Below are 24,852 nucleotides of genomic sequence, written 5' to 3'. Positions count from 1 at the left end.
CTAAGGATTATCGCAGACCTTGATCGCATCGGGTTCGGGGCGCTTGCCCTCGGGCACGAAGCGCGCGAGATAGCCGCCGGCGTGCTGCTTGTCGTCGTAAGACACCAACTTGTAGCCCACCGCCTCGAACTCGCAGACGAGCAGACGGAAGGGCGTGCCATGCTGTGCGATCGGGCGATCGCCGTCGACGACGAGCACTTGCCCGCCCTTGCGGAGCGCCGGCCGCAGCCGCCACAGAAAGGCGTAAGGCTCGCCGATCTCGTGATACATATGCACCATGAAGACGCGATCGAAGCTTGCCGCGGGCAGGCGCGGATCGTCGACCGCGCCGAGTTTCAGCGAAACATTGTCGAGCCGTTCGCGCGCGACGCGATCGGCGAGCCGCTCGATCACCTCGGGCATGATATCCTGCGCGAGGACGCGGCCGCCCGCGCCGACGCGCTGCGCCAGGCGCACGGTGTAATAGCCGTCGCCCGCACCGATGTCGGCAACGGTCATGCCGGGACGGACGTCGGCGGAGTCCATGACGTCCTCGGCCTCGTTAACGCGGTCGCGCGCTTCCTCGGTCGACCATTTGGTCGAAACGGTCGGCGCCACCGGCCGGTCGGCGGGCGGAAAGTCGCGCGCGGTTTCGGCGCGGTCGCTACCATCGTCCCATGGCGCGTCGCAGCCGCCGAGCAGCGGCAGGAGCGCCAGCAGGACGATGGCGGCGCGCTTCATCAGTCGATATCTTCCACTTCGACCTTTTCGCCCGTTACCTTCTGCGACAGCGCCGCCGCCATGAACGGGTCGAGCGCGCCGTCGAGCACGTCGGACGGTGCGGTCGAGGTCACGCCAGTGCGCAGATCCTTCACCAGCTGATAGGGCTGGAGGACGTACGACCGGATCTGGTGGCCCCAGCCGATCTCGGTCTTTGCCTGATATTCGCCCGACGCCGCGGCTTCCCGCTTTTGCAGTTCGGCCTCGTACATCCGCGCTTTCAGCATCCCCATCGCGGTCGCGCGGTTCTTGTGCTGCGACCGGTCGTTCTGGCTGGCGACGACGATCCCGGTCGGGATGTGCGTGATACGCACCGCCGAATCGGTCGTGTTGACGTGCTGGCCGCCCGCGCCCGAGGCGCGGTAGGTATCGATCTTGAGGTCGCCTTCGTTGATCTCGATCTCGATATTGTCGTCGATCACCGGATAGACCCAGACCGACGAGAAGCTGGTGTGGCGCCGCGCCGAGCTGTCGTAGGGCGAAATGCGGACGAGGCGGTGAACGCCGCTTTCGGTCTTGGCATAGCCATAGGCATTTTCGCCCTTCACCAGCATCGTCGCCGATTTGATGCCCGCCTGTTCGCCCGCCTGATATTCGACGAGTTCGACCTTCATCCCGCGCTTTTCGGCCCAGCGCATATACATGCGCTGAAGCATTTCGGCCCAGTCCTGGCTTTCAGTGCCGCCGGCGCCGGCATGGACTTCGATGTAGCAGTCGTTCGCGTCGGCCTCGCCCGCGAGCAGCGCCTTGATCTTGTCTTCTTCGGCGCGCGCGGCGAGCGTGGCGAGCGACGCCACCGCCTCATCGACCATCGCCTCATCGCCTTCCATTTCGGCGAGCTCGATCAGCTCGGCGGTATCGGCGCATTCGCTTTCGATCGCGCGCGTCGCGCTGATCGCCTCGTCGAGCCGGCGGCGTTCGCGCATGACCTCTTGCGCCGCCTTGGCGTCGTTCCACAGCGTCGGGTCCTCGACCTTTGCATTGAGTTCGTCGAGCCGGCGCACCGCGCGGTCCCAGTCGAGGAAACGCCGCAGCAGCGCCAGCGCGGCGCCAATCTTGTCGATATGATCCTGCGCTTCGGCGCGCATGTCCTTGCTCCTGAAATATGTTGGTCCCGCCCTTACGGCCTCATGAGCCGCAGGGGAAGACGGTGAGCGGCGTCAGATGATGCCGCCGCGGTCGTCGAGGAAGTCGCTGTCGGTGCGTCGTCCCGACCCTTGTTCGACAGGTGCATCCTGCCGTCGCGGCGCTTTGGCCGGCTTGATTTCTTCCTCGCGGATAGTCCGGCGCGGTTCGCTTTCGGGCTTGAAGGCCTCCCATATGATCGACGCCTTCGGGTCGGTGCCCGGCCAGCTTCCATAGACGCGGCGCCCCGACTGGCGATCGATACGCACCATGCGCACGCCCTTCGGCGCCGCGAAGGGAATCGGCTGGCGATCGGCGAGCGCGGCGAGCGCGAAATCCTTGAAGATCGGTGCGGCATAGCTGCCGCCCTGTGCATAGCCGCCCATGCTGCGCGGCTGGTCGAAACCGATATACATGCCCGCGATCACGTCGGGCGTGCCGCCGACGAACCACACATCATTCGGGCCCGAGGTCGTGCCCGTCTTGCCGAACAGCGGCACATTGAGGTCGCGCAGCCGCACCGCGGTGCCGCGCTGGACGACGCCTTCGAGCATATGGACGACCTGATAGGCGGTGATCGGGTCCATCAGCTGCTTGCCCGACTTGGCAAAGCGCGGCATCGGCCGGCCGTCCCAATCCTTTCTGTTGCAGCCTTCGCAAGGTTTCCAGTTCGCGGGAAAGATCACCTTGCCGCGGCGGTCCTGCGCATAATCGATCACGCGCGGCTTGAGCGCGCGGCCGTGATTGGCAAGCATGGCAAAGGCATTGGTCATCCTTTCAACCGTCGTCGACCCGGCGCCGAGCGCGGTCGACAGATAGGGTTCGTGCTTGCCGATGCCCATCGTGGCGATCATCTCGACGATCGGTTCCATGCCGACCTGACTCGCGGTGCGCACCGTCATCAGGTTGCGCGACTGTTCGAGCCCCCAACGCATCGTATGCTCGCCCGACCCGCCCGCGCCGCCGAAATTGCGGAAGCATTTGTTGCCGAGGCTCGCGCCCTGATAGACGCAGAAGGGCCCGTCGACGATCATCGTCGCGGGAGTCATGCCATTGTCGAGCGCCGCGGCATAGACGAAGGGCTTGATCGTCGAGCCCGGCTGGCGTTCGGCCTGCGTCGCGCGGTTGAAGGGCGACAGGCGGACGTCGAAGCCGCCCTGCATCGCGTAGATCCGTCCCGAATGCGGGCTTTCGACGACCATGCCGCCCGATACTTCGGGGATGTTGCGGAGCGCATAGCTGTTGCCGCCGTTCGATTTGACAGCGATCAGGTCGCCCGGACGCATCGCCGAAAAGGCGCTGCCGCCGGTCTTGCGATAGCCCATCGTCGCGGCGCTGGCGGGCAGCGTTCCCGTGTCGCCATTAGAGAAGCCGATTTGGGCCGCGCTGGCCGATTTCGACAGCACGGCGGCGACGCGCCAATTGTCGTAATCGATGCCGATGAAGCTCGATGCGAGGCGGCTCTGCCACTGGTCGTCGGCCTCGATCGTCGCGATCGGTCCCGACCAGCCCTTGCCCGCATCGTAACGTTGCAGCCCCTTGCGGAGCGCCATCGTTGCGCCCGCCTGCATCTTGCCATCGTAAGGCGTGCGCACCCAGAGGCCGCCGGCGTAAACGCTGTGCGGCCCCTTGTCGGCGGTTTCGCCGAACTGCGCGATCAGCTGGCGCCGCACCTCTTCCATATAATAGCCGCCGACCTGCGCGATTGCGCGGTTGCCGCTGTTGGTCAGGCCGAGCGGCATCGCGCGTGCGGCATCACGCTGCGCGGTGCTGATCCAGCCATTGTCCTGCATCGACCCGAGCACGAAGTTGCGCCGCGCGATCGCCTCGCGCTCGAAACGCGCGCGGCCGTATTTTTCGGGCGCCTTGGGCAGGATCGCGAGGAAGGCCATTTCGTGCAGCTGGAGCTGATCGACGTCCTTGTCGAAATAAGCGCGGCTCGCCGCCTGCACGCCGAAAGCGCGGCGGCCGAGGGGAATTTCGTTCAGATACAGCTCGAGAATCTGTTCCTTGGTCAGCGCATCCTCTATGCGCATCGCGAGGATCGCCTCGCGCACCTTGCGGCGATAGCTGAGCTCGTTCGTCAGCAGCAGGTTCTTCGCGACCTGCTGGGTGATCGTCGAGGCGCCGATGGGGCGGCCGCTGTTCGTCAGGTTGGTGATGATCGCCGAGGCAATGCCCGGATAGTCGATCCCGCCGTGACTGAAAAAGGTCTTGTCTTCCGCCGCGAGAAAGGAGCGCACCAGAAGCTGCGGATATTCGCTATATTCGAGCTGGACGCGGCGTTCGCGGGCATAGCTGTGCACCGGCTTGCCCTCGCCGTCGCGGACCATCGTCGGCAGCGGCGGTTCATAGTCGCGCAGCTGGTCGACCGATGGCAGGTCGCGCGCGAAAACGACCCAGATCAGTGCAAGAAAGAGAACGCCCGCCAGCGCGAGATAACCGAGCCAGCGGAACCAGCGCCGTGTCCACATCTCACGGAGCCATGCGATGACGGCATTGCTGTCGCGGCGCAGGCGCAAGCGGAAATTGGGCGGACTGTCAGCGGCCATATGTCCCCGCCTCTAAAGCCTGTGTCGCCGAAAGGGAAGCGTGCTTGCGGCGAGGTGCGCGACTAGGCGGTTTCGGTCAGGTCGAGCAGCGCCGAGCGCAGCATCGCGGCGACTTCGGCAAGAACGGCGCCTGCCGAAACACGGTCTTCTTCATACAGCATTTCGTCGGCGGCAAAGCCGAGTTCGACCGCGAGCCGGAGCCGCGACCAGAGCATTTTTCGGTCGGTACCGGGAAGGTGGGGGGCGCAGGCATCGGTGAGCCGGTCGGTCACGTGGCGATGCGATTCGAGCCGGATGTGCACCAGCTGCGGCGACGCATGCAGCGCGCGCAAGATCCAAACCGCCCCCGGTTCGGCGCGCGTCACCGCGGCATTTTCGGTCAGGAGATCGTCGATATGATCGGCCATGCCCGTAATCCCGCCCGGCGCACGGCGCGCAATCCAGCGTTCGAGCACGGCGTTCTGACGCTCCATCAGCCGCCGCCCCAGCGCCTCGAGCAGCGCATATTTGTCGCCGAAATAGCGATAGAGCGCCGGCGGGGTAAGCCCGGCGCGCGCGGCGATCATATTGGTCGAAATGCGCTCGATCCCGGCCTCGGCAAGCAATTCGCCCGCTACGTCGAGCAGGCGGTCGCGGGTCAGGCGGGCGCGGTCCTGCTTGGGGGGAAGGCGGGCGGCGGCGATCATCGCGCCCGGCCGCGCGCGCTGACCGGCCAGATGTCGACCAGCGTATCGCCCGTGACGACATGATAATGGTCATAGAGGTTCACCGTCGGGTCGCAATGCGGCACCGTCAGGCTGACCGGATCGCCGGGCTGGAGTTGCGTGCCGATTTCGGGTGCGATCAGCGCGGCATGCTCATCGCCCATGAAAGCGAAGAACGCGGTTTCGGGCGCGCCGCGCTGGACCACCGCGACGCCGCCGTCGGTCGACAGCGATTTGTAGCCTGCGTCGATCGTGACGAGCCCGCTGTGGTTAGCGCTGACGACGCGCGAATCGACGGCCAGCGAGACCTCGAACGGCGGCTCGCTGCCGTCGGCGATGTCGCAGTCGAGATATTGCTTGTCCATGAAGACATAGCTGCCCGCCTGCAGCTCGTTGAAGACGCCAAGCTCAAGGTCGATGCGGTGCGTGCCGGTGCCCGATCCGGTGACGATGGCGGGCGCGAAACCCGCTTCGTCGAGTGCGGCGATGACCCGTTGCAGATAGGCGGTGCGCTCGATGATCGCGGAACGTCGTTCGGCGTAATTCTCGATATGCTGCTGCGACCCGCAGTAATATTGCACCCCGCGATATTGAAGGTTCGGCGACGCCGAAATGGCTTTCGCGAGCGCAACCGCAGCTTCGGCGGACGCGACGCCGGTGCGCGCGATGCCCGGATCGATGTCGATGATGACATCGAGCTTCCTTTCGGTCGCCGCGAGCGCCGCATTGATGCGCTCCGCAACGCCCGGATGATCGACGACCGCCATCAGCCCGTCGGCGGTTCCTGCAAGCGCCGCAAGGCGATCGATCGCCGCAGGCGCCGCGACGGGCGAGGTGATGAGGATGCCGGTCACGCCGCCTTCGGCGAGCACTTCGGCCTCGCCGATCTTGGCGCAGCAAACGCCCACCGCCCCTGCCGCTTTCTGGCGAAGCGCGATATCGACGCTCTTGTGCGTCTTGGCATGCGGGCGCAGCGCCACGCCGTGGTTGGCCGCGAGCACCGCCATCGCCGAAATATTGCGGTCGAGCGCGTCGACGTCGAGGACAAGCACGGGCGTGTTGAGGTCGGCGCGCGAACCCTGCCGGCCGATCAGATGGTCGTGCAATTCACGGTCGGTCGTCATGCGAACAAGGTCTCCAGATGCGGATTGAGGAATTTGCCGGTCGGATCGGCAGCGGCGCGGACGGCGCGATAGCGGCCCGCCAACGGATAGAGCACATCGACATCGGCGCGGGTGAGTGTGTGACGTTTCGCCCAGTGCGGCCGTCCGCCATGGGCGCGAAATATCGCCTCGGCATCGGCGAAGAGCGCGCGCCAGGGCATCTTCGCATATTGGTGCATCGAGATCGCGGCGACGGGTCCGGCATTCATCGGGCTCATCCAGATATCGTCGGCGGCGACGGTGCGATATTCGAAAGGGAAAGTGACGGGCAGCCGCTTCTTGCGGATCCAGCCGACGACCTCATCCAGCGTTTCGAGCCCGGCAGCGCGCGGCATTTCATATTCCATTTCCTCGAAGCGGAGCGTTCGGTCCGACGGAAAGACGCTGTGCGCGGGGCCACGGCGACGGCCCGAAATGCCGCTCTTCATCATCAGGCGTTGCAGACAGGGGGTGAGGAACGGCAGACGCGCCGACATGTCGAGAATGCGGCGAAAGGTCGCCTCCTCCATATCGGTCGTGCTCGGCGGCGGATCACACGGATCGCACGGGTCAAGCGTTTTCAGGATCACATGATCGCTATGCGGAAAAAACCAGAATTCGATATGGCGATGTTGCTGCGCAAGCTCGTCATAGCTTTCGCGGATTTCGGCCCAGCGGCGCTTTTCGATCCGTTCGGACAGGTGAAAGCCTGGGATGACCGCGACCTCGATTTCGGTCGCGATGCCGAACAGTCCGAGCGACAGGCGCTGCGCTTGATAAAGGTCCGCATGGGTGTCGGCATCGCACCAACGCACCTCGCCATCGGCGCCGACGAGGCGAAAGCCGCGCGCGAAGGTCGCGAGCGACCCCAGATCGACGCCGGTGCCATGCGTACCCGTCGCCATCGCGCCGGCGAGCGACTGCGGATTGACGTCGCCCTGGTTGGCGAGCGCCAGCCCCTCCCCCCACAAGGCCGCGGTCAGCCGGCGGATACTCCAGCCGGCGGGGATATGTGCGGTGGTTCGATCGGGGGACACGCGGATTTCGCCCCCCATATCGTCGAGGCTGACGATCATTTCGTCCGATTCGCAGAGCGGCATGAAGCTGTGTCCGGCGCCGGTTGCGCGCAATTTTCGCGCGCTGCGAACGAGCATCGCCAGCTCATCCTCGCTTTGCGGACGGGCGATCGACGCGGCCGCGGTGACGCTACCCGACCAGTTGCTCCAGCTCATCACCTTCTCCCGCTCGCCGCGTGCCGAAGCTGTCCGCAGGATAAAAGTTAGTCAAGACTATATTATGACCTCAGCTCGCGGCGATCCGCCGCGCGAAATGGATCTGCACCGCGTCGCGCACCCCGCGCGCGACCTTTTTCTGGCCCGCAGACGAGCCCAGAAATTCGCTGTCCTCCTTGTTCGAGATGAAGCCCGTTTCGAACAGGACCGATGGCGTGTCGGGCGCCTTCAGCACGATGAAGGAGGCGAAGCGGTGCGCGGTCGTGCGGAATTTGACGTCGTCCGACGCCTCGCGCTGGAGCAGCCGAGCGAAATCGGACGCGACATTCATCGTTTCGCGCTGGGTCAGGTCGAGCAGGATCGCCGACACGTCGCTGCTGTGCGCGCCGAGATCGACACCGTTGATGACGTTCGCCTTATTCTCACGCGCGGCGAGCCGCGCCGCTTCACGATCGGAGGCGACCTCGGACAGCGTGTAGATCGACGCGCCGCTGGCCTGCTGATTTTCGGCCGCATCGGCATGGACCGAGATGAACAGGTCGGCCTTCAATCGCCGTGCGATACCATAGCGCTCCTCGAGCACTAGGAAGCGGTCGTCGGAGCGCGTAAGCGCGACACGGACGCGGCCCGACGCGAGCAGGTCGGCGCGTATCGCGCGGGCGAGCGCCAGGGTGATATCCTTTTCGCGCTTGCCGCTGTGCGGGCTGATCGCGCCGGGATCGTGCCCGCCATGCCCGGCGTCGATCACGACGAGCGGGAGGCGGTCGTTGTCGGGGCCTTCGATCCGCGGCAACGCGACGGCGGGTTTGGCTTTGCCGATCGGGACGGTCACGCTGTAGCGTTTTCCGGGCCGTTTCGCGCGAAATTCCGCCGCTGATGTCAATTGCGGGCGCGGACCGCGCGAGGCCCGCTCGATTGTGCCCGCCGATGGGCGAATGGGCGTCGCGCCCGCCTGTCCACCCAGCGTCGACGCCGGGGCCGCAATCATGCCAAGCAGGGCGAGCAGCAGGCTCATCGCGCGGCTATGCCGCCCGGGGCGAGCAATGGTCCATCGCTTATTCGAAACATGACGCCCCCAGCCGCAGAACATGGTCAAACAACCCATAGCCGGCCCACGTAAAAGGCCGGTTAACCACTGAATAACCATATTTGGAACAATTTGCATATTTGCAACAGGTCGGCGCCATCCCATCTTTGCCCTGTGGTTGTGGTTGCCGTCGGCCCGGTCCGATGCTAGCACGCCCTCACTGACGGTGTCGTTCCCGGTGCCGTCCGGCCTTTTGAGGGGAAGGCCTGTTCCGCGAATATGCGGATCATGGCCGCCTTGGCGCCGGACTTACGGGGAAGGGCGACCTGCCGCCAGTCCACCCGGTTGACCGGACAGTCGGGGCGTTCGCTTTCGCGCCCGCCCTGCCCGCCCGCTCATCCCGTAACAGGTTGATGCCGCATGAGGCTTGCCATGCCCTCTTCATATCCCGACGCGGGCGCTTTCGCCCCGGCCGTCGCCAGATGTGAAGACCGCGTGCGCGTCCAGGACCGGACGCAGGCTCCTTTCGGCAATAACGTCTTTTTTCTTTTCACCCGTATCCGCCGTGGCTTTCCCTCGGGGAGGGTCGCGGGATTTTTTGATGGCGCGCTGACGCGCGCTTGGAGTGTATCTAATGACCACGCGCATGTTGATCGACGCGCGGCACCGGGAAGAAACCCGGGTCGCCGTCACCAAGGGAAACCGCATCGAGGAGTTTGATTTCGAGTCCGCCGAGCACAAGCAGCTCAAGGGCAATATCTATCTGGCCAAGGTAACCCGTGTCGAACCGTCGCTGCAAGCGGCGTTCATCGAATATGGCGGCAATCGCCACGGCTTCCTCGCCTTCAGCGAAATCCACCCCGACTATTACCAGATTCCAAAGGAAGACCGCGACGCGCTGCTGCGCGAAGAGGCCGAGCATGCCGCCGCCGCCGCGCAGCGCGCCGAGGAAGACCTCGACGAGCTCGAAGGCGATGTCGCCGACGTCGAATATCATGACGAAGACGAAAATGGCGACAGCCGGGCCGATCGCGACGACGACCGGGACGATCATGACGATGGGCACGACGACCATGATGATCGCGACGACAATGGCGACACCGAGAATGGCGAAGGCGAAGAGGGCGCCGAAGGCTCGGAAGAAGGCCGCGAAGGAAACGGGGATGGCCGCGGCGACCGCCGTGGGCGTGGCCGCGGGCGTGGCAATAACAACCGCAAGGGTGGCCGCGGACGCAGTCGCCGCAATGACGACGAAGACGGTGAAAACCGCATGTCGCTGCGCCGCCGTTACAAGATCCAGGACGTCATCCGTCGCCGCCAGGTGATGCTGGTGCAGGTCGTCAAGGAAGAACGCGGCAACAAGGGCGCCGCGCTCACCACCTATCTGTCGCTCGCCGGCCGTTATTGCGTGCTGATGCCGAACACGATGCATGGTGGCGGGATCAGCCGCAAGATTTCGAACGGCGCCGATCGTCGCAAGCTGAAGGCGATGATCGACGAACTCGCGCTGCCGCCGACGATGGGCTGTATCGTCCGCACCGCGGGGATGGCGCGCACCAAGGTCGAGATCAAGCGCGACTTCGATTATCTCGCCCGCCTGTGGGACGAAATTCGCCAAAAGACGCTCGAATCGAGCGCGCCGGCGCTGGTCCATTCGGACAGCGACCTGGTGAAGCGCGCGATTCGCGATATCTATCACAAGGATATCGAGGAAGTGCTCGTCGAGGGCGACGAGGGCTACAAGGCCGCCAAGCAGTTCATGAAGCTGCTGATGCCGAGCCATGCGCGGCGCGTGAAACAATATGCCGATCCCGTGTCGCTCTATCAACGCTACGGTGTCGAGGATCAACTCGCCGGGATGCTCAATCCCGTCGTCCAGCTGAAATCGGGTGGCTATCTGGTGATCAACCCGACCGAGGCTTTGGTGTCGATCGATATCAACTCGGGCCGGTCAACGCGCGAGCATAATATCGAGCAGACCGCGGTCAGCACCAACCTCGAGGCCGCGGCCGAAATCGCCCGCCAGCTGCGCCTGCGCGACATGGCCGGGCTGGTCGTGATCGACTTCATCGACATGGATCATGGCTCGAACGTCCGCAAGGTCGAACGCGCGATGAAGGATGCGCTGAAGAACGACCGCGCGCGCATCCAGGTCGGCCGCATCTCGGGCTTTGGCCTGATGGAGATGAGCCGCCAGCGGCTGCGCACCGGCGTGCTCGAGGCATCGACGCGCCCGTGCCCGCATTGCGAAGGCACCGGCCTCGTCCGCACCGCTTCGTCGGCGGGTCTCAGCGCGCTGCGCCTCATCGAAGAGGAAGCCGCACGCGGCAAGGGCAACAAGATCACCCTACGCGCGAGCCAGGAAGCGACCTTCTACCTCCTCAACGAAAAGCGCCGCGAACTGCGCGAGATCGAGGAGCTTTACGGCGTCACGGTCGAAATCCTGCCCGATGGCGAAACCGAGGGCGCACGCATGGCGGTCGAGGTCAGCGGCCCGCCGCCGATCGCACGCCGCAGCTTCGCCCCGATCGCGCCGATCGAGGATGATGACGACGATTATCCCGAGGACGAGGAAGAAGAAGCCGAAGAAGAGGCCGCCGAAGAACGGCCTGCGCGTTCGCGCGATCGCGAAGAAGGCGAGCGCGAGGACGGCGAAGGCGACGGCGAGGGCCGCAAGCGCCGCCGTCGCCGTCGCCGTGGCCGTCGCGGCCGCCGCGACGAGGAAGGCAATGAAATCGGCGAAGCCAGCGAAGGCGGCGAGGATCGCGGTGGCGACACCCCTGATGCCGAAGACGGCGAAGCTGCACCGGTCGAAGCCGCCGACGCTGCTCCCGAGGCGGACGCCGAGGACGCCGAAGCCAAGCCGCGCCGCCGCCGTGGTGGACGCGGCCGCAAGAAGGCCGATGCGGTCGATGGCGCCGACGAGGCTGCTGTCGAAGGCGAAGCGGCGCCGGTAGAGGTGGTCGAAGCCGCCGAACCGGTCGCCGAAGAAGCGCCGGCCGCCGAGGAAAAGCCGAAGCGCAAGCGCGCGCCGCGCAAGACCAAGGCCGCTGCGGCGGCCGAAGCCGAGGCCGCAGAAGCTGGCGAAACACTGGTGGGCGCCGTCGAGGCAGCGCCCGCTGTCGAAGCCGCTCCCGAACCGGAAGCCGAACCTGCAAAGCCCGCGCCCAAAAAGCGCGCGAGCCGCGCCAAGAAGGCGGTCGCCGCTGAAGCCGCGCCCGAAGCCACGCGTGAAGCCGAACCCGTTGCCGCCAATGGCGACGAGGACGGCGAGGGCCCCGATGGCGAACCGCGCCGCGGCTGGTGGCAGCGCACGTTCGGCAATTGATCGGCAATTGACCTGATGCTTGCCCCCGCGCGCCCGAATCCTGGCGAAGCCACACCGGCTTCAGTCGAGGTTCAGGCGCGCGGGGCAAGAAGCCCGGCAATGACCCCGTCAATTGCCTATGGGGCGGGCGCCTGGCGCTCGCTTTTCCGTATCACACTGACATTGCTTGCGATGTTCGCCATCGCGGTGCGCCCCTCGATGGCGCAGTCGATCCTGCGCGACGCCGAAACCGAAGCGCTGTTCCAGGACATGATGGACCCGCTGCTCGTTGCCGCGGGGCTGAAGCCCGGACAGGTGCGCGTCCATTTGCTCGGCGACCGCAGCATCAACGCCTTTGTCGCGGGCAGCCAGGACATCTATGTCTTCAGCGGGCTGATCGAGGCCGCCGACAGCGCCGAAGAGGTTCAGGGCGTGCTGGCGCACGAACTCGGCCATGTGATGGGTGGGCACGCAATCCGCGTCAACGAAGGCGCCAAGACCGCGACCGGCATATCACTGCTCAGCCTGCTGCTAGGCGCCGCGGCGATCGCGGCGGGCGGCGGCGAAGCCGGAATGGGCATCATGATGGCGGGCCAACAGGCCGCGCTCGGCAAATTCCTCGCGTTCAGCCGCGTCCAGGAATCGACCGCCGACGCCGCGGGTGCGCAATATCTGTCGAAGGCCGGGATCAGCGGTCGCGGCAGCCTCGCCTTTTTCAAGAAATTGCAGAATCTGGAGTTCCGCTACGGCGTGAAGCAGGACGACGATCAGGCTTATGGCCGGACGCACCCGATGTCGGGCGATCGCATCCAGACGCTGCGCGAAGTCTATGTCATCGATCCGGCGTGGGAAAAGCCCGCCGATCCGAAGATCGAGGCGCGCTTCCAGCGGATCAAGGCGAAGCTGTCGGGCTATATGGCCGAGCCCGAGCGCACGCTGCGCAAATTCCCCGAAAGCAACACGACCATTCCGGCGCGCTATGCCCGCGCCTATGCCTGGCACAAGAGCGCCTATCCGCAAAAGGCCCTGACCGAGGTCGAGGGCCTGCTCGCGACCAACCCGAGCGATCCCTATTTCCTCGAGCTCGAAGGCCAGGTGCTACTCGAATCGGGACGGCCGAAGGAAGCGATCCCGGCGCTGCGCAAGGCGGTGACCAACTCGCGCGCGCAGCCGCTGATCAGCGCGACGCTGGGCCATGCGCTGATCGCGACCGAAGACCCGGCGAACTATGCCGAAGCCGAAGAGGTGCTGAAGACCGCGGTCGCGCTCGACAATCAGAATCCGTTCGCTTGGTATCAACTCGGTATCGTCTATGCGAACAAGGGCGATCAGGCGCGCGCCGCGCTCGCCTCGGCCGAACGTTATCAGTTGGAGGGTGGACAGCCGGGGCTCGCGCTGCGTAATGCCGATATGGCGATGCAGGGCTTGCCCCAGGGCTCGCCCGACTGGATCCGTGCACAGGATATTTCGCTGGTGGCTCGCGCCGAGGTGGAACGCGAGCGCAAACGGCGTTAGTTTCGGGTGAAGGCTTTAGTTCGGATGAAAACGGGGGCGACGCATCGCATTTCCGTGATGCTCGAGGGCGATAAGTGACCGACAAGAAAGACGATTATTACCAGCCGTGGCTACGCGACCCCGCGCCGACGCCGACGGGCGGCGCGCCGGCACATGACGAAGGATTGGCCAAGCCAAAGGACGAGCCGCCGGTCGGCATCGACCTCGCGCGTTACAGCGCCCTCGAAAAGCCGCGCGATCCGCTGGTAAAACCCGAAGCGATCAAGGCCGGCGCCGCAAATCTGTGGGACCGGATTCGAGACGGCGCCGAGGCCTTTGCCGACTGGACAATCCGCGTCGGCGAGCGCGCCGACATCCCTGCGCGCGTCGAGGCGATGGAAATCCCGCGCCGCTCGCGCGAATTGGCCGCGAAGACCGGTGCGGTCACGGCGCGCGCCGCACGCGCGGCGGGACGGGGGTCGGCGCAAGCCGGCCGCGCCGCCGCGAAGGCGAGCGGCGAGGCGTGGGAGAAAATGGCGCTCGGCGACAAGGTCGCCAGACTGTCGAGCGAAGCCGGGCGCGGGCTCGGCGAGGTCGCGGGCAAGACCAAGGCGGGCGTCGTCGACATTGCCAAGGCGAGCGGCGAAAGCCTTCGTGACGGCATCGGCGACGCTGCAAGCAAGCTGCGCCCCGCACCGCGCGAGGAACCGGCGCCGCCTCCTTCGGGCCTCGAACAATTGCTCGCGCGCGAGGAGGCCGCCGCCGCGCTGGCGAGCGCGCCCGCCGCGCCCGATCTGCCGCTGTTTGCGGGAGACTCTGCGATTCCGGCAGTCGCGAAGCCCACGCCGACCGGCGCGGCAAGCGCGATGGAAGGCGACGACCGTTCGCCGGTCTCGCCGACAGCGAAGAAGGCGACGAGCGCCAAAGCGATGCCTGCGCAGCGGCTGCCGCACATGAGGGGGACGGAAATGGATGGCGTTTTGAGGCGCCCATGGGCCTTGGCTGCGGGCGGGATTCTCCTGCTTGCAGTCGCCTTCTGGCTCGGCGGCCGCTTTGGCGGCGGAATGAGCAAGAGCGAGGTCGAGACGATCGTCGCCGATTATATCAAGGCGAACCCCCAGATTATTCCCGAGGCGCTCGAAGCGCAGCGTAACGGCGAAATTGCCAAGGCGATCGACGCGATCCGCCCCGCGCTCGAAAAACCCTATGCCGGTGCGTGGGCGGGCAATGCCGACGGCGATGTCACTTTGGTGGTGTTCACCGACTATGCCTGCGGCTTCTGCCGCGCGAGCGTACCCGACGTCGACCGGCTGATCCGCGAGGACAAAAGGCTGAAAGTCGTGTTCCGCGAGCTGCCGATCATCGCGCCGCAGAGCCGCGATGCCGCGATCATGGCGCTCGCCGCGGCGCGGCAGGGCAAATATGATGCCTTCCATCACGCGATGTTCGCGAGCGGGTCGCTCGACAAGGCGGCGATCGCCGCCGCCGCCGCCAAGGTCGGCGTCGTCACCGACGGCACCGCCGATGCGACCGCGAACGAGGCGCTGTTCCAGCGCGAGCTCGACAGCAACCTCGCGATCGCGACCCAGCTGCAGCTCAATGCCACCCCGACCTGGATCGTCGGCGATCAGCTGTTCCAGGGGCAGATCGGCTATGACGGGTTGAAGCAGGCCGTCGCCAAGGCCCGCGCGGCGAAAAGCTGAGGCCGGGAGTTTGGCGACCGTCACGCTCGATCAGGCGCTGGCCAACGCCCGGCAGCTTCTGAGCGGACAACCCGGCGCCGCGCTCGCGCAGGCACAGGCAATCATCGACGAGGTGCCGACATCAGCCGCGGCGCACCGCCTCGCCGCGCACGCCCTCCGCGCGCTGAACCGCGAGGAGGAAGCACAAGCGGCGTCGCTCGCCGCGGTGGGCGCAACGATCCATGACGCGGCGATGGTCGACGCCGCGCTCGCGCTCGCCGAAGACCGGCTGCCCGACGCCGAGGGCGCGCTACGCCAGCGGCTACGCGAAGATGCGACCGACGTCGCCGCAATCCGCATGCTCGCCGAGGTCGCGGGGCGCATCGGGCGATATGAGGATGCCGAAAAACTACTGTCGCGCGCATTGCAACTCGCGCCGGGGTTCGGCGCGGCGCGTGCCAATCTTGCCACCGTCTATTACAAGCAGAACCGCTTCGCCGAAGCCGCCGAGACGCTCGATGCGGTGCTCAATGGCGATCCCGACAATCCGGCGCACGCGAATTTACGCGCCGCCGCGCTTGGCCGCATCGGCGGTTATGACGAGGCGCTCGCGCTTTACGAAGAACTGACGCGCCGCTTCCCCGATCATGCCAAGCTGTGGATGAGCCATGGCCATATGCTCAAGACCGTCGGGCGGCAGGACGACAGTGTCGCCGCCTATCGTCGCGCGCTTGCCGCCGATCCGGGGCTTGGCGAAATCTGGTGGAGTCTCGCCAATCTCAAGACGATCCGTTTCGATGCGAACGACCGCGCGGCGATGGAGGCGGCGCTGGTTGCGGCCGAACCCGATGCCGAGGCGCGCGCCGACGACCGACTGCACCTGCATTTCGCGCTCGGCAAAGCCTATGACGACGTCGCCGAACATGAGTCGGCATTTCGCCACTATGCTGCCGGCAACGCGATCCGGTCCGCGCAGCTCGGCTATCGCGCCGCCGAGACGAGCGCCGCGGTCGACGCGATCATCGCCGCCTGCACCCCCGAATTCTTCGCCGCGCGCGCGGGCGCTGGCGACCCCACTCCCGATCCGATCTTCATCCTCGGCATGCCGCGCGCGGGATCGACGCTGATCGAACAGATTCTCAGCTGCCATTCGGCGATCGAGGGCACGATGGAACTGCCCGACATCCCCGCGCTCGCGCTCGGCCTTGGCCGCGAGACATATGACGATGGCCGTCGCTGGATCGAGGCGCTGACCGAGACGCCGAACGGGCAACTCGCCGAACTGGGCGCGGCGTTTCTCCAGCGCACTGCGGTGCAGCGCAAGACCGACAAGCCCTTCTATATCGACAAGCTACCGAACAACTGGCTCTACACCGCCTTCATCCGCCTGATCCTACCGAATGCCAGGATCATCGACGCGCGGCGCCACCCACTCGACTGCTGCTTTTCGAACTTTCGCCAGCATTATGCGAAGGGACAGGCGTTCAGCTACGGCCTTGCCGACGTCGGCGGCTATTACTGCGATTATGTGCGGCTGATGGCGCATGTCGACGCGGTGCAGCCGGGAGGCGTTCACCGCGTGATCCACGAGGCGCTGCTCGACGATCCCGAAGCCGAAGTGCGCGCGATGCTCACCTATCTGGACCAGCCGTTCGAGGAGGCGTGTTTGACCTTTCACGCCAACGCGCGCGCGGTCCGCACAGCATCGAGCGAACAGGTCCGTCGCCCGATCAACCGCGACGGCGTCGGGCAATGGCAGCCCTATGAAATATGGCTAGATCCGCTGAAAAAGGCGCTCGGCCCGGTGCTGGGCGCATATCCCGCCATTCCCGCCGAATTCGAATAGTCTCGCGCGACAAATCGTTGCCTTTAGGCAACAGCAGACGACATTTTCGACCAACAACCGCTGCACTGCACAACAATGCTTGCGCTTGCGCTGCGCCGCGTCATGCTCGCGTCATATCACTGTCATCGAGGGGGGCTCCATGCGGAAACTATCGGCAGTATTGACCAAAAGCGGTGCGTTCCTGCTCGGCAGCACGATCCTGTGCACGTCGGGAACCGCGCTGGCCCAGCAAAACAATAGCGACGACGATCGCGACATCGTCGTCACCGCGTCGAAGCGCGAAGAAAATTTGCAGGATGTCCCGCTGGCGATCACCGCGATTGGGAACGAGCGGCTCCAGGAACTGCAGGTCAAGGAATTCCAGGACGTCGTCAAATTCCTGCCGTCGGTGACGATCCAGACGCTCGCGCCGGGATTCAGCCAGGTCTATTTCCGCGGCGTCGCGTCGGGCGAGAACGCGAACCACTCGACCTCGCTGCCGACGGTCGGCACCTATCTCGACGAAATGCCGATCACGACCATCCAGGGCGCGCTCGACATCCATACCTATGACTTCGCGCGCGTTGAGGCGCTCGCGGGACCGCAGGGCACGCTTTATGGCGCCAGCTCGATGGCCGGGACGATCAAGCTCGTCACCAACAAGCCCGATACCAGCGGCACCTATGGCTCGGTGGGACTCGAACTCAACAGCGTGACGCGCGGCGGCATCGGCGGCGTCGCTGAAGGCTTTATCAATGCCCGGATCAGCGACCGCGCGGCGCTGCGCCTCGTCGGCTGGTACCGCCACGACGCGGGCTATATCGACAATATCGCGGGAACGCGAACCTACCCGATCAAGCAATATGTCGGTGACGATCTCGTCGACCTGCCCGGTGACGACATCACGCAGAACAATGCGGATTTCGTCGAGAAGGACTATAACAGCGTCGACACCTATGGCGCGCGCCTCGCACTCGGCATCGAACTCGACGACGACTGGACGCTCCGCCCGACATTGATGGGACAGATTCAGAAAGCGAATGGCAGTTTTGCCCAAGAACGCTCGTCCGCGGTGACGCGCAGCCTGCAGACGGTGCAATACAACCCCGAACGCAGCGACGACAAATGGATCCAGGCTGCGCTGACGATCGAGGGCAAGATCGGCAACTGGGATCTGACCGTCACCGGCGGCCATTTGCGCCGCAAGACGCTGACCGACAGCGATTATTCGGACTATGCCTATTTCTATGACGCGCTCTTTGGGTCGGCCGTCTATCTTTACGACAATGCCGGCGACCAGATCAGCCCGAACCAATATATCGAGGGCATCGACCGCTATCGCCGCAACTTCGGCGAAATCCGCGTCGCCTCGCCCGCCGACGCGCGCATCCGCTTCATCGGCGGGCTGTTCTACCAGCGCCAGTCGCACAACATCGAACAACATTATATCATTGATAACCTGTCGGACGACCTGCAAGTGCCGGGCACCGTCGACAATATCTGGCTGACCAAGCAGCTGCGCGTCGACCGTGACTATGCGGCGTTCGGCGAGCTCAGCTTCGACATCACTGACAAGCTGACGCTGACGGGCGGCGGCCGCCTCTACAAGTTCGACAACAGCCTCGTAGGCTTCTTCGGCTATAACAACCCCGGTTACAGCAGCAATTCGGTCTATGCGTGCCAGGGGCCGGCGGTCGTCGACGGATCGCCGTGCACCAACCTCGACAAACGGACGAAGAAAACCGACTTCATCCACAAGCTCAACTTGACGTACAAGTTCACCGACGATGTGATGATGTATGCGACATGGTCACGCGGCTTCCGTCCCGGGGGCATCAACCGGCGTGGCTCGCTGCCGCCCTATGGCTCCGACACGCTCGACAATTATGAATTGGGGTGGAAGACCAGCTTTGGCCCGGTCCGCTTCAACGGCGCCGTCTATCAGGAGGATTGGAAGAACATCCAGCTGTCCTTCCTCGGCGCCAATGGCCTTAGCGAAGTGCGCAACGCGGGCATCGCACGCATCCGCGGCATCGAGGCCGACGTCAGCTATCGTTCGGGCGGCTTCTCGCTCGGCATGGGGGGTAGCTACAATGATGCGACGATCCGCCGCGATTTCTGCGCCATCGCCAACGCCGCCTTTGATTGCACGACAACGGACAACAGCCTGCTAGCCCCGTCGGGTTCGCGCCTGCCGGTCACCGCGAAGTTCAAGGGCAATGCCGTCGCGCGCTATGAATTCCCGATCGGCGGTGTGGACGGGCATGTCCAGTTCGCGGTCAACCATATCGGCAAAAGGCGCTCGGACCTCCGCACCCTCGAAAATGACATTGTCGGCGATTTCAAAGCCTATACGACCGCCGATGTCAGCATCGGGGTGAAGGGCGAGGGATGGAATGCGGAATTGTTCGCGACCAACCTGTTCGACAGCCGCGGCGTGATCAACAGCGCGGTCCAGTGCGGCGAGACGGTCTGCGGCGACGCCGATGGCGTCACGCCGGGCGGCGGCGTCTTCTATGACAATGTCATCCGCCCGCGCCTGATCGGGATCAAGGTCAGCAAGGATTTCTGACCGGGTGACCGATTTGCCAACCACACACGAAAGGCCGGGCCAAAAGCTCGGCCTTTTGATGTGCATCGCGCTCGGCATGGGCAATATGATCGGCTCGGGCGTGTTCCTGCTTCCGCGCGATCTCGCGCCCTTGGGCTGGAACGCCGTCATCGGCTGGGGCGTGTCGATCGCGGGCACCTTGTGCCTCGCGGTGGTCTTTGCGCGCCTCGCCAAACGGCTGCCCGAAGGCTGCGCCGCCTTCACCTACGCCGCCTCCGCCTTCGGACCCGGGACGGGCTTCATCGTCGCGTGGAGCTATTGGATCAGCTGCTGGACCGTCGTCGCGACACTCGCGGTTGCGGCGATCAGCAATATGTCGATCCTCATGCCATGGCTCGGCGAAGCGGGGGCGGCGCCGGCGTGGATCGCGATCGGCTGCATCTGGTTCTTCACGCTCGTCAACCTGGCGGGCGTGCGCCGCGCGGGCGGCGCGCAATTGCTGACGCTCGGGCTCAAGCTGATCCCCGTGATCGGCGCGGTGTTCGTCGGCGTCTGGGCGCTGGGCACCGGCGCGGCGCCGCCGCCGACGATGGCGGGCACCGAGCCGATTAGCCTGTCGGGCGTCAGTTCGGCGGCGACGCTGACGCTGTTCGCGCTGCTCGGCTTCGAAAGCGCGTGCGTCGTCAGCGACCGCGTCAAGGACCCCGAGCGCACGATCCCGCGCGCGACCGTCATCGCCGCCGCTGCGACGGGGCTGCTCTATCTGCTGTCGTGCACGACGGTGACGCTGATGGTCCCGGTCGAGACGCTGCAGCAATCGAACGCCGCCTATGCGACCTTCTTTTCGCGGCTGGTCAGCCCCGCGGCAGGGCAGGTCGTCGCGCTGTTCGCCGCGATCGCGGCGCTCGGCGCGCTCAACGGCTTCGTGCTGCTGCAGGGCGACATTCCGCGCGACCTCGCGCACCGGCGCCTGCTCCCGCAGGCTTTTGCGCGCGACAATAAATTCGCCTCGCCGTGGATCACGCAGATCGTGTCGAGCGGGCTCGCGAGCATCATCGTTTACGCCAATTATTCGCGCGGACTCGCCGACCTCTTCGCTTTCATGGTCAAGGTCACGACCTCGACCGCGATCATTCTCTATATCGTCGGCGCCGCCGCGGCGTTCTGGCTCGAACGGCGCGGCGCGATCAAGATGTCGACGGGCTTTACCGCCGCGACGATCATCGGCTTTCTCTACAGCGCATGGGCCTTTTACGGGGCCGGGCTCGAGGCCAGCCTGTGGAGCCTCGTGATGACCGCCGCAGGCTTGCCGATTTATTTCCTCATGCGGCGCTCAGCGCGCACCTCAACGCCATTTGGGGGCGAAGAAGCCGCGGTCGCGTAGGATCACCTGCGCCGCATTATGCCCCGGTGCGCCAGTGACGCCGCCGCCCGGATGCGTGCCCGCACCGCACATATAGAGCCCCTTGAGCGGTCCGCGATAGGCGCCGTTGCCGAGCACGGGGCGCGCCGACCACAGCTGGTCGAGGCTCATATTGCCGTGCATGATATCGCCGCCGACGAGCCCGAATTTGCGTTCGAGCCCCTTGGGGCTGAGGATCTGTCGCCCAACGATCGAGGCGCGAAAGCCGGGGGCGTGCGCCTCGACCGTGTCGATGATCGTGTCGGCGGCCTTGTCTTCCTCGGCGTCCCAATCGCGGCCACCCGGAAGCGCGGGCGCGAATTGCTGACAGAACAGGCTCGCGACATGCTGCCCCGGCGGCGCGAGGCTGTCGTCGACGGTCGAGGGGATGAGCATTTCGACGATCGGCTTTTTCGACCAGCCATGCTCCTTCGCGTCGAGAAACGCCTTGTCCATATAGTCGAGCGTCGGCGCGATGATGATCCCCGACTGGTGGTGCTCGCCGGGTTCGGGGAGGCAGGTGAAGCGCGGCAGCTCGCTGAGCGCGACGTTCATGCGGAAGGTGCCGCTGCCGGCCTTGAACGCCTTGATCCGGCGGCGGAATTCGGGGGCGATATCGCCCTCGCCCATCAGCCGTTCGTAGAGCAGTTTGGGCCCGACATTGGCGATCACGCGCGCCGCCGCGATTTCCGCGCCGCCGACCAGCTTGACCCCGACCGCCTTGCCACCATCGACGAGTACCTTGTCGACCGGGCTTTCGAGGCTGATCTCGACGCCGAGCTGGGTGCACACCTTCGCCATCATCTGGGTGATCGCGCCCATGCCGCCGACGCTGTGGCCCCACGCCCCCTTTTTGCCATTCACTTCGCCGAAGACGTGATGGAGGAGGACATAGGCGCTGCCCGGCGTATCGGGGCTGGCATAATTGCCGACCACCGCGTCGAATCCGAAGGCGGCCTTGACCGCCTCGCTTTCGAACCAGCTGTCGAGGAAGGTGCGCGCCGATTTGGTGAAGAGTTCGAGCACGTCGCGCTGCTGCGACAGGCTGAGTTTGGTGAGCCCGCGCCCCTGCCGCGCCGCGTCGATCAGCGTCTTGAAGCCGTCGCCGACATTCGGAGGCGATTTGAGCGCGAGATCGCGCAGCACATCGGCCACACCCTCGAGCATGTCATAATATTCGGGAAGGCGCGCCGCGTCGTGCGCCGAGAAGCGGGCAAATTCCTTTTGCGTGCGTTCGAGTCCGCCGCCGAGCTTCAGATAGCCCCCATCCTCCTGCGGCAGGAAATTGCTGATCGGCCGTTCGATCACGCGATAGCCATGATCGGCGAGCTTCATGTCGGCGATGACCTTGGGCTGGAGCAGGCTGACCGTATAGCTCGCGACCGAATTGCGAAAGCCCGGCGCGAATTCCTCGGTCACCGCGGCGCCGCCGACGACGTCGCGCGCCTCGACGATGCGAACCTTCAGCCCCGCCTTGGCGAGATAGAAGGCGCAGACGAGGCCGTTGTGGCCGGCGCCGATAATCAGGGCGTCATAGGCTTTGGTCATTGGAACTCTTTCGCAAGCGGGGATTGAACATGTTGGCGGCCGAAGCCGAGGCCGAGAATACGGCCCGGAATGCGGCGGAGCAGCGAGATGCGATCGAGCAGGCGCACGGCGAGTGGTACGCGCGTGATCTCGCCGCGGAGCATCGGTTCGATGATGCGCTGGTGCGCGAAACGCTGGATCGCCTGCATGCGCGTTGTCGGCGACCAGCGGCGCTCCTGCACGCGTGCGAGCAACGGATCGGGGTCGGCGCCAGCGGCGAGCGGCGCGGCGAGAATATTCCCCGTCGCCACCGCATCCTGTACCGCGAGGTTGATGCCGACGCCGCCGACGGGCGACATCGCGTGCGCGGCGTCGCCGATCGCAAGCAGGCCCGGACGCGACCAGCGCGTCAGCCGGTCGAGCGCGACGGTGAGCAATTTTACGTCGCCGAAGCTCGCAATGGCATCGATCCCGGCGGAAAGGCCGGGGACGAGCGCCACCACGTCGTCGCGGAAGGCGGCGATCCCGCGCGCTTCGATCGCCGGGAAGCCGCCCTTTTCGATAATCCGCGCGCATTGCCAATAATCGCCGCGCGGGATGGCGACGACCATGCCGCGCGTGGCGATGGTGCCGAGCGGCACGTCGGTCGGGGCATCGGCGGGCATCGGGATGCGGAACCACAGCACGTCCATCGGCGCGCCCAGATCTTCGAGCGGCAGGTCGGCGGCGTCGCGCAGCACCGAGCGGCGACCGTCGGCGGCGACGACGAGGCGCGCGGGCAAGGTCTCGCCCGTGGTCAGCGTCACGCCGTTCACGCGGCCCGCGGCATCGAAGGTCGGCGCGGCAGCTTCGGTCGACATGCGCAGGTCGAAGGTCGGATAGCCCCTGCCCTGCCGTGCGATGAAGTCGAGCAGGTCCCACTGCGGCATCATCGCGACATAGGGCGCAGCAACGGGCAGGCTTTTCAGCGACGCGATCGTGTAGCGCCCGCCGAGCAGATCGAGCGTCATCGTGTCGACCTTCGCGTGCGGCAGCTTCAGCAGCTCATCGAGCAGCCCGATCTCGTGGAACAGTTCGAGCGTCGAGGGATGCACCGTGTCGCCGCGGAAATCGCGGAGGAAATCGGCATGCTTTTCGAGGATAGTGACGGCTACCCCGGCGCGCGCGAGGAGCAGGCCCGCGACCATGCCTGCAGGGCCGCCACCGACAATGATGACTGGTGAATTATCAGCCATGCCAAACTCCGTTCGTGTCGAGCGAAGTCGAGACACCGTGAGCCAAGGCGCTTCCGATGAGCATCTCGACTGCGCTTGATGCGAACGGGGCTATTGTCACGCCTTGCTCCACCCCGCCCCGGGCGCATGTTCCCGCCGCGCCTCGGGAATTATCTCGCGCATCCGCGAACAGAAATGCTTGAGGCAGACTTCCTTGTCGCTGAGCGGCCCCATGGTGAAGCTTTTCGACTGCATCCCCTGCTGGACGCGGGTGATCAGCTCGGTGTCCTCGGCATTGACCTGCCGGTTGATGCGCCAGTTGAGGTAGCGCGCAGCCTTCATCTCGCGGCGCTCATCGGGCAGGACATAGGAGATTTCGCGGATCAGGCAGGTCGTCGGCCCTGTCGGCAGCCACTGCATGAAATCAACCTGATCGGGGTAGATGTCGAACGCGACGTTGGGCCAGAGCTTGAAATAGAGCCAGTGGCGCTGGTTCGCTTGCGGAAGGTGCGGCACGGGCGGCAGCAATCGTTGATACATGCGTTCGGACCAGTTCACCGATGGCCGATCGATCAGATCGCCCCACATGCGGTCGACATTGTCCTCGGCCTCAACGCCATAGCTTTTGCCGAACAGGCGCGTCAGCCCGGGGTGCGCGACGGGGATGTGAAGCCCGTCCGAATAATTGTCGCCGACATTCTTCCAGTTCACCTCGCGCGGGCGCAGCGTGACACGGCCGAGCGCGCCGAGTTCCTCGAAGCGGTATGGCGCGACCTGCGCCTCATAGGGCGCCATCATGCTTGCGACCGATGGGCCGCCGTCATCTTCGAGCCGGACGAACCAGAAGCCGCGCCATTGTTCGAGGCCGACAGGAACGAGCCCGGCCTTGCCCTTGTCGAGCGTCGGATAGCTTGCACTATCGGGCACGCCGGTCAGCCGGCCGTCGAGCTCGTAGGTCCAGGCGTGATAGGGGCAGACGAGCTTTTTCGCGCAGCCCACGGCGCCGTCGACGAGGCGCGAACCGCGATGGCGGCACACATTGGTAAAGGCACGCACATTGCGGTCGGTGCCCCGCACCAGAATCACGCTTTCGCCGCAATAATCGATGCTGTGCCAGTCGCCGACGTTCGGGATGTCGCTGTCGTGACAGACGACCTGCCAGCTCGGGCGGAAAATCTTTTCCATTTCCGCCGCGTGGAAATCGGGATCGCTGTACGTCCAGGCCGGCAGCGACCAGCCGTCCTGCGGGTCAAAATGCGAATCGCGAAGGGGTGCAGTTGCCATGGATCGCTCCTTGTTGTACATACGT

Annotated in this window: 16 protein-coding genes; 6 read left to right on the top strand and 10 right to left on the bottom strand. The window is 65.4% G+C overall.

Going from position 1 to position 24,852, the window contains the following annotated elements; translation table 11 throughout:
• The 7 genes from SKP52_RS23340 to SKP52_RS23310 form a co-directional block, all read right to left on the bottom strand.
• Positions 1-720, bottom strand: a complete 720-nt coding sequence (locus SKP52_RS23340; RefSeq protein WP_039579129.1) for a class I SAM-dependent methyltransferase — start codon at positions 718-720, stop codon at positions 1-3.
• A complete protein-coding gene (gene prfB, locus SKP52_RS23335; protein WP_039579126.1) occupies positions 720-1,847 on the bottom strand; it encodes a peptide chain release factor 2 in 1,128 nt (375 codons plus the stop codon). The genes SKP52_RS23340 and prfB overlap by 1 nt, the downstream gene beginning before the upstream one ends.
• 72 nt (positions 1,848-1,919) lie before the next feature.
• On the bottom strand, positions 1,920-4,436 hold the full coding sequence (locus SKP52_RS23330) for a penicillin-binding protein 1A (protein ID WP_039579122.1): 2,517 nt from the start codon (positions 4,434-4,436) through the stop codon (positions 1,920-1,922).
• 62 nt (positions 4,437-4,498) lie between these two features.
• The gene (locus tag SKP52_RS23325) at positions 4,499-5,122 is read right to left on the bottom strand and encodes a TetR/AcrR family transcriptional regulator (protein WP_039579120.1); all 624 of its coding nucleotides are present in this window, start codon (positions 5,120-5,122) and stop codon (positions 4,499-4,501) included.
• Positions 5,119-6,264, bottom strand: coding sequence for a DSD1 family PLP-dependent enzyme (locus SKP52_RS23320; RefSeq protein ID WP_039579115.1), 1,146 nt, complete (start codon positions 6,262-6,264; stop codon positions 5,119-5,121). The genes SKP52_RS23325 and SKP52_RS23320 overlap by 4 nt, the downstream gene beginning before the upstream one ends.
• Entirely contained in the window at positions 6,261-7,514 is a 1,254-nt protein-coding gene (locus SKP52_RS23315) for a D-arabinono-1,4-lactone oxidase (RefSeq protein WP_039579113.1), read from the bottom strand. Before SKP52_RS23315 ends, SKP52_RS23320 begins: the two co-directional genes overlap by 4 nt.
• A 70-nt stretch (positions 7,515-7,584) precedes the next feature.
• Positions 7,585-8,604 (bottom strand): N-acetylmuramoyl-L-alanine amidase family protein, encoded by a 1,020-nt coding sequence (locus tag SKP52_RS23310; RefSeq protein WP_039579111.1) that lies wholly within the window; start codon positions 8,602-8,604, stop codon positions 7,585-7,587.
• 571 nt (positions 8,605-9,175) lie between these two features.
• On the opposite strand from SKP52_RS23310, the gene SKP52_RS23305 reads away from it, so the two are divergent.
• The 6 genes from SKP52_RS23305 to SKP52_RS23280 all read left to right on the top strand — a co-directional run bounded on the left by SKP52_RS23305 (position 9,176) and on the right by SKP52_RS23280 (position 20,784).
• Positions 9,176-11,869 (top strand): Rne/Rng family ribonuclease, encoded by a 2,694-nt coding sequence (locus tag SKP52_RS23305; RefSeq protein WP_187337272.1) that lies wholly within the window; start codon positions 9,176-9,178, stop codon positions 11,867-11,869.
• A 99-nt stretch (positions 11,870-11,968) separates the two neighbouring features.
• A complete protein-coding gene (locus tag SKP52_RS23300; RefSeq protein ID WP_052209035.1) occupies positions 11,969-13,363 on the top strand; it encodes a M48 family metalloprotease in 1,395 nt (464 codons plus the stop codon).
• A 74-nt stretch (positions 13,364-13,437) separates the two neighbouring features.
• On the top strand, positions 13,438-15,045 hold the full coding sequence (locus tag SKP52_RS23295; RefSeq protein WP_039579109.1) for a DsbA family protein: 1,608 nt from the start codon (positions 13,438-13,440) through the stop codon (positions 15,043-15,045).
• A gap of 10 nt (positions 15,046-15,055) precedes the next feature.
• Complete coding sequence (locus tag SKP52_RS23290) at positions 15,056-16,870, top strand: tetratricopeptide repeat-containing sulfotransferase family protein (protein ID WP_039579107.1); 1,815 nt, start codon at positions 15,056-15,058, stop codon at positions 16,868-16,870.
• Between the two features lie 139 nt (positions 16,871-17,009).
• Positions 17,010-19,421, top strand: coding sequence for a TonB-dependent receptor (locus SKP52_RS23285; protein WP_039579104.1), 2,412 nt, complete (start codon positions 17,010-17,012; stop codon positions 19,419-19,421).
• 4 nt (positions 19,422-19,425) lie between these two features.
• Positions 19,426-20,784 (top strand): APC family permease, encoded by a 1,359-nt coding sequence (locus SKP52_RS23280; protein ID WP_148309221.1) that lies wholly within the window; start codon positions 19,426-19,428, stop codon positions 20,782-20,784.
• Here the strand turns inward: SKP52_RS23280 and SKP52_RS23275 are convergent.
• From SKP52_RS23275 to SKP52_RS23265, 3 genes are all read right to left on the bottom strand, one after another.
• Positions 20,746-22,350 carry a phytoene desaturase family protein gene (locus SKP52_RS23275; protein ID WP_039579101.1) on the bottom strand — a complete coding sequence of 535 codons (1,605 nt, stop codon included), beginning with the start codon at positions 22,348-22,350 and terminating at the stop codon, positions 20,746-20,748. The two genes, SKP52_RS23280 and SKP52_RS23275, sit on opposite strands and share 39 nt — an antisense overlap.
• Complete coding sequence (locus tag SKP52_RS23270; RefSeq protein ID WP_039579098.1) at positions 22,347-23,564, bottom strand: FAD-dependent oxidoreductase; 1,218 nt, start codon at positions 23,562-23,564, stop codon at positions 22,347-22,349. The genes SKP52_RS23275 and SKP52_RS23270 overlap by 4 nt, the downstream gene beginning before the upstream one ends.
• A 96-nt stretch (positions 23,565-23,660) precedes the next feature.
• The gene (locus SKP52_RS23265) at positions 23,661-24,827 is read right to left on the bottom strand and encodes an aromatic ring-hydroxylating oxygenase subunit alpha (RefSeq protein ID WP_039579094.1); all 1,167 of its coding nucleotides are present in this window, start codon (positions 24,825-24,827) and stop codon (positions 23,661-23,663) included.
• Between the last annotated feature and the right edge of the window lie 25 nt (positions 24,828-24,852).

Origin of the sequence: Sphingopyxis fribergensis, assembly GCF_000803645.1 — a bacterium.
GTDB classification, from domain to species: Bacteria; Pseudomonadota; Alphaproteobacteria; order Sphingomonadales; family Sphingomonadaceae; genus Sphingopyxis; species Sphingopyxis fribergensis.
Note: the sequence above shows the minus strand (reverse complement) of the source record. Positions and strands in the feature narration are given on the sequence as shown.

Excerpts from the sequence above, each read along its gene's own strand:
- SKP52_RS23340 (WP_039579129.1), bottom strand. The coding sequence starts at position 720 with ATGAAGCGCGCCGCCATCGTCCTGCTGGCGCTCCTGCCGCTGCTCGGC.
- prfB (WP_039579126.1), bottom strand. The coding sequence starts at position 1,847 with ATGCGCGCCGAAGCGCAGGATCATATCGACAAGATTGGCGCCGCGCTG.
- SKP52_RS23330 (WP_039579122.1), bottom strand. The coding sequence starts at position 4,436 with ATGGCCGCTGACAGTCCGCCCAATTTCCGCTTGCGCCTGCGCCGCGAC.
- SKP52_RS23325 (WP_039579120.1), bottom strand. The coding sequence starts at position 5,122 with ATGATCGCCGCCGCCCGCCTTCCCCCCAAGCAGGACCGCGCCCGCCTG.
- SKP52_RS23320 (WP_039579115.1), bottom strand. The coding sequence starts at position 6,264 with ATGACGACCGACCGTGAATTGCACGACCATCTGATCGGCCGGCAGGGT.
- SKP52_RS23315 (WP_039579113.1), bottom strand. The coding sequence starts at position 7,514 with ATGAGCTGGAGCAACTGGTCGGGTAGCGTCACCGCGGCCGCGTCGATC.
- SKP52_RS23310 (WP_039579111.1), bottom strand. The coding sequence starts at position 8,604 with ATGTTCTGCGGCTGGGGGCGTCATGTTTCGAATAAGCGATGGACCATT.
- SKP52_RS23305 (WP_187337272.1), top strand. The coding sequence starts at position 9,176 with ATGACCACGCGCATGTTGATCGACGCGCGGCACCGGGAAGAAACCCGG.
- SKP52_RS23300 (WP_052209035.1), top strand. The coding sequence starts at position 11,969 with ATGACCCCGTCAATTGCCTATGGGGCGGGCGCCTGGCGCTCGCTTTTC.
- SKP52_RS23285 (WP_039579104.1), top strand. The coding sequence starts at position 17,010 with ATGCGGAAACTATCGGCAGTATTGACCAAAAGCGGTGCGTTCCTGCTC.
- SKP52_RS23275 (WP_039579101.1), bottom strand. The coding sequence starts at position 22,350 with ATGACCAAAGCCTATGACGCCCTGATTATCGGCGCCGGCCACAACGGC.
- SKP52_RS23270 (WP_039579098.1), bottom strand. The coding sequence starts at position 23,564 with ATGGCTGATAATTCACCAGTCATCATTGTCGGTGGCGGCCCTGCAGGC.
- SKP52_RS23265 (WP_039579094.1), bottom strand. The coding sequence starts at position 24,827 with ATGGCAACTGCACCCCTTCGCGATTCGCATTTTGACCCGCAGGACGGC.